1 protein-coding gene and 1 pseudogene are annotated in these 536 nt (G+C 75.2%); one reads left to right on the forward strand and one right to left on the reverse strand.

What is annotated here, in order from left to right:
• The coding region (locus LPA54_RS36200) for a hypothetical protein (protein ID WP_228984774.1) at positions 1-348 on the reverse strand (348 nt) is incomplete at its 3' end.
• Between the two features lie 42 nt (positions 349-390).
• Between LPA54_RS36200 and LPA54_RS36205 the strand changes: the two are divergent.
• Positions 391-536, forward strand: a pseudogene (locus tag LPA54_RS36205) (sterol-binding protein); the annotation flags it as partial.

Here is a 536-nt window from a genome sequence, read left to right on the forward strand (position 1 = left end):
GTGTACGTGTGCCGACTGGGACGGGTGCCCCGGCGTCCCCCGGTGCGGGGCCGCGGGCGAGGGACCCGGGCGGGCGTCGAGCGCGGTGAGCGCGTCGCGCAGCCCCCGGTGTACATCCTCGTACACCTCGAGATGGCCGTCGGTGGTGAGGTGGTCGGCGTCGGCCAGCCGTTCCACCTGGGCGTCGACCTCGGCGTTCCCGGTCGGGGTGCGCGGCACGCCCAGCGGTGCGGGACCGGCGGGCCCGTCGTCGTACGGCGGCTGCGCCGCGGCCTGCTCCGGCGGCCCGTCCCGCGTGGCCCCGGGGTCCGGCTTCGTGTCCGCCGCCTTCGGCACTGCGTCGTTCATGCCCCGACGCTACCGCGAACGGCTGGGGTACCGTCGTGCGCGATGACCACGATCGAGGAGTGCCGTGCGGCACTCGACAAGCTGTCGGACAGCATGGGCGACGCCGAGGGCGCCGTCCGTGCGGCGGCCTCGATGGAGCGGTCGGTCACCTGCCACGTCACGTCCAGGTCCGTGACGTGGCAGGTGAC

Source organism: Streptomyces sp. DH12, assembly GCF_020873895.1.
In the GTDB taxonomy this organism is placed as follows: Bacteria; Actinomycetota; Actinomycetes; order Streptomycetales; family Streptomycetaceae; genus Streptomyces.